The organism is Sodalis sp. RH21 (assembly GCF_047324175.1).
Taxonomy (GTDB): Bacteria; Pseudomonadota; Gammaproteobacteria; order Enterobacterales; family Enterobacteriaceae; genus Acerihabitans.
The window spans coordinates 4,200,175-4,212,898 of sequence record NZ_CP178732.1; the positions used below are offsets into that span (position 1 = coordinate 4,200,175).

At 56.0% G+C, this 12,724-nt stretch carries 10 protein-coding genes; 8 read left to right on the forward strand and 2 right to left on the reverse strand.

Going from position 1 to position 12,724, the window contains the following annotated elements:
- The first annotated feature begins 66 nt into the window (after positions 1-66).
- The 4 genes from ACL2XP_RS19355 (at position 67) to fur (ending at position 2,823) form a co-directional block, all read left to right on the forward strand.
- A complete protein-coding gene (locus ACL2XP_RS19355) occupies positions 67-849 on the forward strand; it encodes an alpha/beta fold hydrolase (protein WP_413734696.1) in 783 nt (260 codons plus the stop codon).
- Positions 850-1,029: 180 nt separating this feature from the next.
- Positions 1,030-1,329 carry a LexA regulated protein gene (gene ybfE, locus ACL2XP_RS19360; RefSeq protein WP_413734697.1) on the forward strand — a complete coding sequence of 100 codons (300 nt, stop codon included), beginning with the start codon at positions 1,030-1,032 and terminating at the stop codon, positions 1,327-1,329.
- A gap of 180 nt (positions 1,330-1,509) precedes the next feature.
- Entirely contained in the window at positions 1,510-2,025 is a 516-nt protein-coding gene (gene fldA, locus ACL2XP_RS19365) for a flavodoxin FldA (RefSeq protein ID WP_413734698.1), read from the forward strand.
- Between the two features lie 327 nt (positions 2,026-2,352).
- Positions 2,353-2,823 carry a ferric iron uptake transcriptional regulator gene (gene fur / locus ACL2XP_RS19370; protein WP_413734699.1) on the forward strand — a complete coding sequence of 157 codons (471 nt, stop codon included), beginning with the start codon at positions 2,353-2,355 and terminating at the stop codon, positions 2,821-2,823.
- Positions 2,824-2,915: 92 nt separating this feature from the next.
- On the opposite strand, the gene glnS is transcribed toward fur, so the two are convergent.
- On the reverse strand, positions 2,916-4,583 hold the full coding sequence (gene glnS / locus ACL2XP_RS19375; protein ID WP_413734700.1) for a glutamine--tRNA ligase: 1,668 nt from the start codon (positions 4,581-4,583) through the stop codon (positions 2,916-2,918).
- A 304-nt stretch (positions 4,584-4,887) separates the two neighbouring features.
- Positions 4,888-6,936, reverse strand: coding sequence for an N-acetylglucosamine-specific PTS transporter subunit IIBC (gene nagE, locus ACL2XP_RS19380; protein ID WP_413734702.1), 2,049 nt, complete (start codon positions 6,934-6,936; stop codon positions 4,888-4,890).
- Positions 6,937-7,280: 344 nt separating this feature from the next.
- Between nagE and nagB the strand changes: the two genes are divergently transcribed.
- The 4 genes from nagB (at position 7,281) to asnB (ending at position 12,485) form a co-directional block, all read left to right on the forward strand.
- On the forward strand, positions 7,281-8,090 hold the full coding sequence (gene nagB / locus ACL2XP_RS19385) for a glucosamine-6-phosphate deaminase (RefSeq protein ID WP_413734704.1): 810 nt from the start codon (positions 7,281-7,283) through the stop codon (positions 8,088-8,090).
- Positions 8,091-8,110: 20 nt separating this feature from the next.
- Complete coding sequence (gene nagA, locus ACL2XP_RS19390) at positions 8,111-9,259, forward strand: N-acetylglucosamine-6-phosphate deacetylase (RefSeq protein ID WP_413734706.1); 1,149 nt, start codon at positions 8,111-8,113, stop codon at positions 9,257-9,259.
- A gap of 19 nt (positions 9,260-9,278) precedes the next feature.
- On the forward strand, positions 9,279-10,502 hold the full coding sequence (gene nagC, locus ACL2XP_RS19395; protein ID WP_413734708.1) for a DNA-binding transcriptional regulator NagC: 1,224 nt from the start codon (positions 9,279-9,281) through the stop codon (positions 10,500-10,502).
- A gap of 321 nt (positions 10,503-10,823) precedes the next feature.
- A complete protein-coding gene (gene asnB / locus ACL2XP_RS19400) occupies positions 10,824-12,485 on the forward strand; it encodes an asparagine synthase B (RefSeq protein ID WP_413734709.1) in 1,662 nt (553 codons plus the stop codon).
- Positions 12,486-12,724: the final 239 nt, after the last annotated feature.

Sequence of the window (12,724 nt, forward strand, 5' to 3'; positions counted from 1 at the left end):
GCCGCAAAATAACTTTATGATCAATTGCTAAAAAGGCCAATAAACCGCGCCGCCATAAGGATCACGATGAAATTACACTATCGTCTGCAACCGGCCCGACAGCCCGGCGATGCGCTGCCGGTGGTTTTGCTGCACGGCCTGTTCGGCAGCCTGGATAACCTCGGCGTGCTGGCCCGTCCGCTGCAAGAGCAGCATGCCACCCTGCAAATCGATTTGCGCAACCACGGTCTTTCACCCCATGATAGCGACGCCGGTTACGCCGCCATGGCCGGCGATGTGCTGGCACTTTTGGATGAGCTGCAAATAGAACGGTGCATCGTTATCGGCCATTCCATGGGCGGCAAGGTCGCCATGATGCTGACCGCCCTGATTCCCGGGCGGATCGCCGGGCTGGTGGTGATTGATATGGCTCCGGTCAGCTACCCTACCCGCCATCACGACGGCGTATTTGCCGCGCTGCGGCGGGTAAGCGCGGCGGGCATCACCCAGCGCACCGAGGCGGCGGCGCTGATGCGCGAGGATATCGCCGACCAGGGGACGATTCAGTTTTTACTGAAATCCCTGCGTCCTGAGGGATGGCAATTCAACGTCGAAGCCCTGTGGAACAGCTATCCGGCGCTGATCGCCTGGCAGGAATCCGCTCCCTGGCCCGGTCCGGTATTATTTATCCGCGGCGAAAAATCCCCCTATCTGGATGACCGCTACCGGCAGGACATCCAGCGGCAATTCCCGCAGGCGCGCGGCCATGCCATCGCCGGCGCCGGGCATTGGGTCCACGCGGAAAAACCCGAAGCCACCGTGCGCGCCGTCGCGCGTTTTCTGGCATCGTTGCCGAAACGGCCTGATTAACCTTGAGTTTAATATTGTCGTTTAATGCCGGGGTGGGGTAACATGGCGCGCTATGTTTTCCGGCGCCACGACGTCCGGAAAAGTAACGTTACGGGCGAGACACCCTGATGGCGAAGCCAGCATCGGCACCGTCAGGGCGGTTGCCCGCCCGCTTTCCGATGCACAATCCCTTCATGACCTATGGCAAAAGAACAAACGGACCGCACCACCCTGGATTTATTTATCGATGAACGACGTCCAGGGCGCCCGAAGACCAACCCCCTATCCAGGGATGAGCAGTTGCGCATCAATAAGCGCAACCAGCTGCGCCGGGATAAAGTGCGCGGCCTGCGCCGGGTGGAACTGAAAATCAACGCCCAGGCGGTGGACGCGTTAAACGAACTGGCGGAGCGGCAAAATCTGTCGCGCAGCGAACTGATAGAATTGATTTTACTGGCCGAGCTGGAGCGGCAGCAAAATGCGGCCAAGGGGGGGCAATGACCCCATAGCACCCTTACGCCGCCGGCTGATTCAAGGCTTGCGGCCGCGGGGAGTCTGAATTTGAGACAAAACCCCGGCGGAACGAGTTTCTCCCGCTGTTATGGTCTGCTATTATTGCCCCAGAACCCGAACGAACCGATTGCAGAACATATCCTTAATATTTAAGAGGTTTTCAAATTCATGGCAACTGTAGGCATTTTTTTTGGCAGTGATACCGGCAATACCGAAAATATTGCCAAAATGATCCAAAAGCAACTTGGCGCGGATGTTGCCGAAGTTCATGACATTGCCAAAAGCAGTAAAGAAGACCTGGCGCAGTTCAATACTCTGCTACTGGGTATCCCGACGTGGTATTATGGCGAAGCGCAATGTGATTGGGATGACTTTTTCCCTACCCTGGAAGAGATTGATTTCACTGGCAAAACCGTGGCCCTGTTCGGCTGTGGCGACCAGGAGGATTACGCGGAATATTTTTGTGACGCCATGGGCACCATCCGCGATATCATCGAACCGAACGGCGCGACCATTATCGGCCATTGGCCTACCGCCGGTTACCATTTCGAAGCCTCGAAAGGGCTGGCCGACGACAATCATTTCATCGGCCTGGCCATCGATGAAGATCGCCAACCTGAACTGACCAATGCTCGGGTCGACGGCTGGGTAAAACAGATCAGCGCCGAGCTGAACCTGGGCTGATTCACCGGCTGCCCCGGCAACCACCACGGGCCGTCAGCCGTTATGGCGGCCCGTCGGCCTTGCCGATAAGTTATTCCTGTCGAATTAATAGATACAAGTTTTTAACTTTTAGCCACAAAGCGGTACAATAGCGCAGCGGTTTCACCCTTTTGGTCAAAATGTTGCAGAATGTGCCCTACGAAAAGGGCTATAGTTGTTAACAGGGTGCGGTTTTCATTTTGGACAGGCAGTCCTATAATGAGACGGCGTCACATTTTTCGGGCCGACCGATGTTATAGGCTACATTTGCCTACAATCAGATTTTCAAAGTAACAGGACTATACCCGCATGACTGACAATAATATTGCATTGAAGAAGGCCGGCCTGAAAGTCACCCTTCCCAGACTGAAGATTCTGGAAGTGTTGCAAGATCCGGAATGCCATCACGTCAGTGCGGAGGATCTCTACAAAAAACTGATCGATATGGGCGAGGAGATCGGTTTAGCCACCGTGTACCGGGTACTGAACCAGTTTGACGATGCCGGCATCGTCACCCGCCATAATTTCGAAGGCGGCAAATCGGTTTTTGAACTGACCCAGCAGTATCATCACGATCATCTGATCTGCCTGGATTGCGGCAAAGTGATTGAGTTTCGCGATGAATTTATCGAAGCGCGCCAGCGCGATATCGCCAAAAAACACAATATCAAACTTACCAACCACAGTTTATATCTTTACGGACATTGTGAAGTCGGCAACTGCCGTGAAGACGAAACCCTGCACGACCATAGCGATATGCTTAACGGCGTGAAGGAATAACCCGGGCGTTTCCACCGTAGCCACGTTCCCAGTGGCCAGGCATAAAAAAAACGCTGCCGAAGCAGCGTTGATATCAATTCGCGGCGGCGTCCTCAGACGGCGGTTTTGGTCCAGGTGTCCCGCAGGCCGACGGTGCGGTTAAACACCGGTTTTTCCCGGCTGAAGTAGCGGGTGTCGGCGCAGAAGTAACCTTCGCGTTCAAATTGGAACGGATGGCCGATCTGGGCGTCCAGCACGCTTGCCTCCACGATACCTTGCTTGATCACCAGCGATTCCGGATTAAGCGCCGACAGAAAATCTTCCGCCGCGGCGGGATTCGCCTCGCTGAACAAACGATCGTATAAGCGGAACTCCGCGGCGACGCCGCGGGTAGCCGATACCCAATGGATAACCCCTTTCACCTTGCGCCCATCCGCCGGATCTTTACTTAACGTGTCCGGATCATAAGTGCAATACAAAGCGGTGATTTCACCCTCTTCATCTTTTTGCACGCGTTCGGCCTTGATCACATAGGCATTGCGCAGCCGTACTTCTTTGCCCAGCACCAGCCGCTTGTACTGCTTATTGGCTTCCTCGCGAAAATCCGCCCGATCGATATAAATCTCGCGGCCAAACGCCACCTGGCGATGACCCATTTCCGGTTTATTGGGATGGGTTGGCATGGTCACGGTCTCTTCGTGCCCGACGGGCAGATTTTCGATAATCACCTTGACCGGGTCGATAACCGCCATGGCGCGCGGGGCGCTTTCGTTCAAATCTTCGCGGATACAGGCTTCCAGAGCGGCGATTTCCACGTTGTTATCCTGCTTGGTCACGCCGATGCGACGGCAGAATTCGCGGATCGAGGCGGCGGTATATCCACGGCGGCGCAGGCCGGAAATAGTCGGCATGCGCGGGTCATCCCATCCCTCGACAATATTTTCCGCCACCAACTGGGTCAGCTTGCGCTTGGACATAATGGCGTATTCAAGATTCAGACGCGAAAACTCATATTGGCGCGGGTGGCAGCCAATACTGATGTTATCCAGCACCCAATCATATAAGCGGCGGTTATCCTGGAACTCCAGGGTGCACAGCGAATGGGTAATCCCTTCCAGGGCATCGGAGATGCAGTGGGTAAAATCATACATCGGATAGATGCACCATTTGGTGCCGGTCTGGTGGTGTTCGGCGAACTTGATGCGGTACAGCACCGGGTCGCGCATTACCATAAAGGAGGACGCCATATCGATTTTGGCGCGCAGGCAGGCCGAACCTTCGGCAAACCCACCGTTGCGCATGATGGCGAACAGTGCCAGGTTGTCTTCCACCGGACGATCGCGGAACGGGCTGTTTCTGCCCGGCGAAGTCAGGTTGCCGCGATATTCGCGAATAGCGTCGGGGGACAGCTCGTCCACATAGGCCAGCCCTTTTTTGATCAGCTCCACGGCGTAGTCATGCAACTGGTCAAAATAATCCGATGAATAATGAATATCGCCGCTCCACTCGAACCCCAGCCACTTGACGTCCTGCTTGATCGAATCAACGAATTCGATATCTTCTTTCGCCGGATTGGTATCATCAAAACGCAGGTTGCACTGTCCCTGGTAATCCTGGGCGATGCCGAAATTCAGGCAAATGGACTTTGCATGACCGATATGCAAATAGCCGTTAGGCTCCGGCGGAAAACGGGTATGCACCGAATGGTGCTTACCCGATGCCAAATCTTCGTCAATAATTTGACGAATAAAGTTCGTTGGGCGGGCTTCTGCCTCACTCATATTGATATTCCTCTACGCGAAAGCACGACATTTATCGCCCATATGTTCCAACAAGCCACGTTTCGACACAACCGTTAGTTGCAGAAAATCTTATCCCGGCGCGAGCGCCGCCGTTGGCCATGGCTAGCCGATAAGGCGATGGTTTGACATTATATTACCATAGGCGCGATAACGCCGGAGGATAACCGGAAAGGGATTCATCGGGATGGAACAACGGAGCGGGAAGGTTCCGGCGCGCCAGGCGCGCCGGAACCAACAATACAACTACAACTAGATATTGAACGCCGGCTATAACCACATGCGGTTATTTAGCGGTGATATCCAGCAGCGGCGTTTCACCCGCGATAACCACACCGCTGGCCACGGCCGCTATGGCGCCGAACTGATCCATATTGGCAATCACCACCGGGCTTATCAATGAACGGGCGTTGGCGCCGAGGTAGTCCAGATCCAGCTCCAGAATCGGCTGTCCCTGGGTCACCTTGCTGCCCTCTTCCGCCAGTAAGGTAAAGCCCTGGCCTTGCAGCCCGACGGTATCGATGCCGATATGCACGATCACCTCGGCGCCGGAGTCGGTTTCCAGGCAAAAAGCGTGATGGGTGCCGAAGACTTTAACCAGCGTACCGTTGGCCGGCGACAGTACCAGTTTGCCGGTAGGCCGGATGGCCACGCCTTCGCCTACCGCTTTGGAGGCGAACGCTTCATCAGGCACCTGATCCAGCGGCACGATTTCGCCGCTGATCGGCGATACCAGGCTGACCACCACCGGCCGCGATGCCGGCCGCGGCGCTTCGGGAGCGACCGCTGGCTGCACCGGCGCAACGTTGCGGGCGACCGATTTCGCCGCGGCTATCGGACCGCTGGCCAGCACCGTGCGCATGGCGCCGGCGATAATTTCGGCACGGGTGCCGACAATCACCTGCACGCTCTCTTTATTCAGGCGGATGACGCCCTGGGCGCCCAGATTTTTGGCCAGCGATTCGTTCACCAGGGCGGAATCTTTCACATTCAGACGCAGGCGGGTAATACAGGCATCTATGCCGGTCAAATTATCGGAACCGCCAATGGCGCTGATATAACGACGGGCCAAAGCCTCGGTTTCACCGCTTTTAGTGGTGGCCACCGGCTCGACATCCACATCGTAACCGTCGGATTCGTCACCGGCCACGGCCAGTTCGCGTCCCGGGGTTAGCAGGTTGAAACGTTTGATGGTGAAACGGAAGACCAGATAATAGATAACAAAGAACACCAGCCCCTGCGGAATCAGCATATACCAGCGCACCGCCAGGGGATTGCGCGAGGAGAGCACCATATCCACCAGGCCGGCGCTAAAGCCGAAACCGGCCATCCAATGCATCTGGGCGGAGATGAATACCGACAGACCGGTCAATATCGCATGCAGCAGATACAAGACCGGCGCCACGAACATAAAGGAGAATTCCAGCGGCTCGGTAATACCGGTAAAGAAGGCGGCAAACGCACCGGCCAGCATAATACCGGCGACCTTGCTTCTGTTTTCCGGACGGGCGCATTGATAAATCGCCAGGGCGGCGCCGGGCAGGCCGAACATCATGATCGGGAAGAAGCCGGCCTGATAGCGGCCCGTGATCCCGACGATGGCGGTACCCGCATCAATCGACTGCTGGCCGCCAAAGAATTTAGGAATATCATTGATGCCGGCGACATCGAACCAGAACACCGAGTTCAGGGCATGATGCAGACCGACCGGAATCAGCAGGCGATTGAAGAAGGCATAGATGCCGGCGCCCACCGAACCCAGGCGCTGGATATGTTCGCCAAACGACACCAGGGCGCTGAACACCAGCGGCCAAACGTACATCAGGATAAATGCCACCAGGATCATCACGAAGGAGACCAGGATTGGCACCAGGCGCCGGCCGCTGAAGAACGACAGCGCCTTGGGCAGTTCCACATGGCTGAAGCGGTTGTACAGCTCGGCGGAAATAATCCCTACCAGGATGCCGACGAACTGATTATTGATTTTGCCAAAAGCCGCGGGCACATCGGCCAGCGGGATATGCTGGATCATCGACACGGCGGCGGGAGCGCACAGCGTGGTGACCACCAAAAAACCGACCAGGCCGGACAATGCCGCCGCGCCGTCTTTATCCTTTGACATACCGTAAGCGACGCCGACCGCGAACAGCACCGACATATTTTCGATAATGGCCGATCCGGCTTTGATAAAGAAGGCCGCCCACGCGCTGCTGCCCCCCCAACCCACCGGGTCAATCCAATAACCGACGCCCATCAGGATGGCGGCGGCTGGCAACGTTGCCACCGGCACCATCAATGCGCGGCCTATTTTCTGAAGATAACTGAGTATATTCACCTTGATTCCCCTATTGATCTTATCGACCGACCCACAATGTGAGGCGCCCAACCCAATGCCTGCTTCAAAACCGCGCCTGACGAACTGTCATACGCAGTGTATTAAGTTTAATTTTCTTCGCAAATTAATTACCGGTATTATGTGATTAGAATCACCTTGAACCGGTAGAATTTGTGACTTATTCTACGATTCATGTCAAACTTATTTTGCACTACGAAAAATCAACTTATACTTTTCCCGTCAGGTCAAAGAGTCATAGCCGCGCTGTTTTATGCTGCTCGCGCTAACGCTATACTTCCTTCACCGTTCCGGGCAACTGCTTTTACCTTAAAAAGAGGCCAATAATGAGACTTATCCCTTTAGAAACCGCCGCTGATGTCGGCAAATGGGCAGCCAGCCATATCGTCGAGCGCATTAACGCGTTCAAACCGACCAAGGAACGTCCGTTTATCCTGGGACTGCCGACCGGCAGCACGCCGATGGAAGCCTACAAATATCTTATCCAGATGCATAAAGCGGGCCAGATCAGCTTCGAAAACGTCGTCACCTTCAACATGGATGAATATGTCGGCCTGCCAACCGAGCATCCGGAAAGCTACTCGTCATTTATGCACCACAATTTCTTCGATCATGTTAATATTCCTAAAGAAAACATTAACCTGTTAAACGGCAACGCGCCGGATATCGACGCCGAATGCCGCCGTTATGAAGAGAAAATCCGCTCTTACGGCAAAATCCACCTGTTTATGGGCGGCGTGGGCAACGACGGGCATATCGCCTTCAACGAACCGGCGTCTTCCCTGGCGTCCCGTACCCGCATCAAAACCCTGACCCAGGAAACCCGCCGCGCCAACTCGCGCTTTTTTGATAACGATATCGAACAGGTTCCGCGTTTCGCCCTGACCGTCGGCGTCGGCACCCTGCTGGATGCGGAAGAAGTCATGATTCTGGTCATTGGCCACAATAAAGCCCTGGCGCTACAGGCCGCGGTTGAAGGCAACGTGAATCATATGTGGACAATAAGTTGTCTGCAGCTCCATGCTAAGGCGATCATGGTTTGCGATGAGCCGTCCACGCTGGAATTGAAGATTAAAACGGTAAAATATTTCCGCGAACTGGAAGCGGCCGAAGCGCCAAACGCGAAAAAAGTGTAACCGATAACCGGGAGCAAACGATGTATGCATTAATCAATGGCCGGATTTTCACCGGTTATCAGATACTTGACAACCATGCGCTGACCGTGGCCGATGGTGCGATCGCCGATATCTGTCCGGTGGCGTCGCTGCCCGCAGACGTGGAACAACGCGACCTCGCCGGCGCGATCCTGGCGCCGGGATTTATCGACCTGCAGCTTAACGGATGCGGCGGCGTGCAGTTCAATGACTCTCTCGACGCGCTGTCGGTGGAAACATTGGAAATCATGCAGCGCGCCAATGTCAAAGCCGGCTGCACCAGCTTTTTGCCGACCCTGATCACCAGCACCGATGAATTTATGCGGCGCGCGATCGAGGTGATGCGCGCTTTTCTGGCGCAGCACGCCCACCAGGCGCTGGGCTTGCATTTGGAGGGTCCTTACCTCAACCCCATCAAAAAAGGCACGCACGATCCGGCCCTGATGCGCCGGCCCGACCCGGCCATGGTGGATTTCCTGTGCGAAAACGCCGATGTGATCGCCAAACTGACGCTGGCGCCGGAAATGGTCGACGCCGCGATAATCCGCCGCCTGGTGGCCGCGGGCATCCGGGTATCCGCCGGGCATTCCAACGCGACCTACGATGAGGCGAAAGCGGGTTTTGCCGCCGGTATCAGTATCGCCACCCATCTGTTCAACGCCATGCCGCCGCTGGTTGGCCGCGAACCGGGGCTGATCGGCGCCATTTTTGATACGCCGACGCTGTATTGCGGCGCGATCGCCGACGGGCTGCACGTTAACTATGCCAATATCCGCAACGCCAAACGCATCAAAGGCGATAAACTGATACTGGTCACCGACGCTACCGCGCCCGCCGGCGCCGAGCCGCCGATTGATAGCTTCATTTTTGCCGGTAAAACAATATACTATCGTGACGGCCTGTGCGTGGATGAACACGGCACCCTGAGCGGTTCGGCGCTGACCATGATCGAAGCGGTTCGCAATAGCGTCGAGCACGCCGGCATCGCGCTGGACGAAGCGCTGCGCATGGCAACCCTTTATCCGGCGCAGGCCCTGGGCGTGGAAAATCAGTTGGGTACCCTGCAGGTTGGCAAGGTGGCAAACCTGACCGCTTTTACCCGCGATTACCGGATAACCAAAACTATCGTTAATGGCGACGAAGTTCTTTAGATGAGCGAGTAATACACCGATGATCCCAGGCGGACAGGCCCCGATAGGAAACGTTGACCTTGTCAAGCAGTTGAATAGCGCGGCGGTCTACCGCCTGATCGATCAATCCGGGCCGATATCGCGCATCCAGATCGCCGAACTCAGCCAGCTGGCCCCCGCCAGCATCACTAAAATTACCCGCCAGATGCTGGAGCGCGGGCTGATCCGCGAAGTGGATCAGCAGGCGTCCACCGGCGGCCGGCGGGCTATTTCCATTGTGACCGAAACCCGTTCGTTCCAGGCCATCGGCGTACGGCTCGGCCGCCACGATACCACCATCACCCTCTACGATCTCACCGGCAAAGCGCTGCATGAAGAGTTCACCCCGCTGCCGCAAACCACCCAGGCGGCGCTGGAAGAGGCGCTATTTGACGCCATCACCCGCTTTCTCGAACTGATCCAGCGCAAAAGCCGGGAATTAATCGCCATATCCGTCATACTGCCCGGCCTGGTAGACCCCTATTCCGGGGTGGTGCGCTATATGCCGCATATCAGCGTCAATCATTGGCCGCTGGTGGAGAATCTGCAAAAACGGTTTCATCTCACCGCCTTCGTGGGTCATGACATCCGCAGTCTGGCCCTGGCCGAGCACTATTTTGGTGCAACCAGGGACTGCGACGATGCCATTTTGGTTCGCATCCACCGCGGCACCGGGGCCGGGATCATCGTTAACGGCCAGATTTTCCTCGGCAGCAACGGAAATGTGGGGGAAATCGGCCATATCCAGGTCGATCCCCTGGGCGAACGCTGCCACTGCGGCAATTTTGGCTGCCTGGAGACCATCGCCGCCAACGGCGCCATCGAGCAACGGGTCCGCCATTTGCTCGGCCAGGGCTACCCGAGCAGGCTGTCATTGGATAATTGCAAAATCGACGCTATCTGCAAAGCCGCCAACCGCGGCGATACCCTGGCCTGCGAAGTGATCGAGCATGTGGGCCATCATTTGGGCAAAGCGGTGGCCATCGCCATTAACCTGTTTAATCCGCAGAAGGTGGTGCTGGCCGGCGAGATTATCGAGGCGCACAAGATACTGCTGCCCGCGATACAGCGCTGCATCGATAACCAGGTGCTCAACGGTTTTCGCCAGAATCTGCCGGTGGTGATATCGACGCTTAACCATGGTTCGGCCATCGGCGCCTTTGCCCTGGTGAAACGCGCCATGCTTAACGGCGTATTGTTGCAGCGCCTGCTGGAAACGGCCTGATAGTACCGTTTAGTGCCGTTTTAGTTGTTTTCCCACGCCGCCCCCGCGCTCAAATGGTGCGCGGATGCGGGGCGATGAGCACCGGTGGCGCGTTTTACCCATTCACGAATACATAAATTAACCCGCCGCCTCGTCCGTTTTATTGATGAATTCCCATTTTTCACGCCATAAAAATGAATTATCACCAGCGGCTACGCTTTTTTTATTGATTGATATTGAATATTGGTGCCATTTTAGTGCTAAATCGATGTCAACACCCGATGGTTACTCTTGAAGCCACCATAGAGCACCAGCCCTAAGCAAGGCGTAAGGAAGAAAATAATGTGTTCAATTTTTGGAGTACTGGATCTCAAATCCGATCCGTCCGAACTGCGTAAAACCGCGCTGGAAATGTCGCGCCTGATGCGCCACCGCGGCCCCGACTGGTCCGGGGTGTTCGCCAGCGACAAAGCCATACTGGCCCATGAGCGCCTGTCCATCGTGGACGTGAATACCGGCGCCCAGCCGTTATATAACGCCGCCCACACCCATGTGCTGGCGGTAAACGGCGAAATCTACAACCACCAGGCGCTGCGCCAGGAATTGGGCGATCGTTATGCGTTTCAGACCGGCTCCGACTGTGAAGTCATTTTGGCGTTATACCAGGAAAAGGGCCCGGCGTTCCTGGACGAACTGCGCGGCATGTTCGCGTTTATTCTTTATGACACGGAAAAAGACGCCTACCTGGTTGGCCGCGACCATATGGGCATCATTCCGTTATATATGGGCTATGACGAGAACGGCACCATGTATGTCGCTTCGGAAATGAAGGCTTTAGTGCCTATTTGCCGCAGCATCAAGGAATTTCCCCCTGGAAGCTACCTCTGGAGCCAGGACGGCGAGATCCGCGAATATTATTCCCGCGACTGGTTCTCTTATGACAACGTCAAAGACAACGTCACCGACAAAGCGGCGCTGCGCGACGCGCTGGAAGAATCGGTCAAGAGCCACCTGATGTCCGACGTGCCTTACGGCGTGCTGCTTTCCGGCGGTCTGGATTCATCGGTGATCTCCGCCATTACCAAAAAATATGCCGCCCGCCGGGTGGAAGACGGCGCGCGCAGCGAGGCCTGGTGGCCGCAGCTGCACTCCTTCGCCGTTGGCCTGGAAGGCTCGCCGGATCTGCGCGCGGCCAAAGAAGTGGCCACCCATCTGGGCACCGTGCATCACGAAGTGCATTTCACCGTGCAGGAAGGGCTGGACGCCATCCGCGATGTGATTTATCACATTGAAACCTACGATGTGACCACGATTCGCGCCTCGACGCCGATGTATTTGATGTCGCGTAAAATCAAGGCGATGGGCATCAAAATGGTGCTGTCCGGCGAAGGGGCCGATGAAGTGTTCGGCGGCTACCTGTACTTCCATAAAGCGCCGAATGCCAAAGAGTTCCATGAGGAACTGGTGCGCAAACTGCAGGCGCTGCATATGTATGACTGCGCGCGCGCCAATAAAGCCATGTCCGCCTGGGGCGTGGAAGCCCGCGTGCCGTTCCTGGATAAAAACTTCCTCGACGTGGCGATGCGTATTAACCCGCAGGACAAAATGTGCGGCAACGGTAAAATTGAAAAACATGTGCTGCGCGAATGTTTTGCATCCTACCTGCCGGAAAGTATCGCCTGGCGGCAGAAAGAGCAGTTCTCGGACGGCGTGGGGTATAGCTGGATCGATACGCTGAAAGTGGTGGCCGGCGAACAGATTACCGACCAGCAGTTGGCCAACGCGCATTTCCGCTTCCCGTACAACACGCCGAACTCCAAAGAGGCATATTTCTACCGCCAGATCTTTGAAGAGCTGTTCCCGCTGCCCAGCGCGGCGGAATGCGTGCCCGGCGGCCCGTCCGTGGCCTGTTCCTCGGCCAAGGCCATTGAATGGGACGAATCGTTCAAAAACATGGACGATCCCTCGGGCCGCGCCGTGGGCGTGCATCAGTCCGCCTACTAAAGCCTAAGGCCCGGTGGGGCAAACCGGTTTCACTGCAAAATCAACGGGCCTGCGGGGCCCGTTTTTTTATGGTTAAACGGGATAAAATCGCCTTTATGCCGCTTTTATCATCAGGTTGGTCATAACCCAGACAAACAGCATGCGCAAAGCCTGATTCCCAAAAAAAGGAGTTGACTGGATTTGCGCAACTACGCATAATGCGCCCCGCAACGCCGAATGAAGGTCACGCGGAAGAAAGA

Excerpts from the sequence above, each read along its gene's own strand:
- fur (WP_413734699.1), top strand. The coding sequence starts at position 2,353 with ATGACTGACAATAATATTGCATTGAAGAAGGCCGGCCTGAAAGTCACC.
- nagB (WP_413734704.1), top strand. The coding sequence starts at position 7,281 with ATGAGACTTATCCCTTTAGAAACCGCCGCTGATGTCGGCAAATGGGCA.
- ybfE (WP_413734697.1), top strand. The coding sequence starts at position 1,030 with ATGGCAAAAGAACAAACGGACCGCACCACCCTGGATTTATTTATCGAT.
- nagA (WP_413734706.1), top strand. The coding sequence starts at position 8,111 with ATGTATGCATTAATCAATGGCCGGATTTTCACCGGTTATCAGATACTT.
- nagC (WP_413734708.1), top strand. The coding sequence starts at position 9,279 with ATGATCCCAGGCGGACAGGCCCCGATAGGAAACGTTGACCTTGTCAAG.
- fldA (WP_413734698.1), top strand. The coding sequence starts at position 1,510 with ATGGCAACTGTAGGCATTTTTTTTGGCAGTGATACCGGCAATACCGAA.
- asnB (WP_413734709.1), top strand. The coding sequence starts at position 10,824 with ATGTGTTCAATTTTTGGAGTACTGGATCTCAAATCCGATCCGTCCGAA.
- glnS (WP_413734700.1), bottom strand. The coding sequence starts at position 4,583 with ATGAGTGAGGCAGAAGCCCGCCCAACGAACTTTATTCGTCAAATTATT.
- ACL2XP_RS19355 (WP_413734696.1), top strand. The coding sequence starts at position 67 with ATGAAATTACACTATCGTCTGCAACCGGCCCGACAGCCCGGCGATGCG.